Source organism: Janthinobacterium sp. KBS0711 (assembly GCF_000988085.1).
Classification (GTDB): domain Bacteria; phylum Pseudomonadota; class Gammaproteobacteria; order Burkholderiales; family Burkholderiaceae_D; genus Janthinobacterium; species Janthinobacterium lividum_E.
Map to the genome: position 1 here is coordinate 1 of NZ_LBCO01000021.1, position 205 is coordinate 205.

The window sequence follows — 205 nt, forward strand, 5'->3', positions numbered from 1 at the left end:
CTGGTAGGGCTGGTTGGACTCGAACCAACGACCCCCGCGTTATCAACACGGTGCTCTAACCAGCTGAGCTACAGCCCCAACGCGGAACTACTACGACTACTGTTTCTTCTCTTACTAACAGCCGATAAGTGTGAACATTTGATGCGTGAACCAGTTACATGATTCGTGCAAACTCTAGAAAGGAGGTGATCCAGCCGCACCTTCC

At 51.2% G+C, this 205-nt stretch carries 1 tRNA gene; it reads right to left on the reverse strand.

Annotated features, from left to right (window positions below):
* Window position 1 precedes the first annotated feature (1 nt).
* A tRNA-Ile gene (locus tag VM94_RS12510) sits at window positions 2-78 on the reverse strand.
* Between the last annotated feature and the right edge of the window lie 127 nt (window positions 79-205).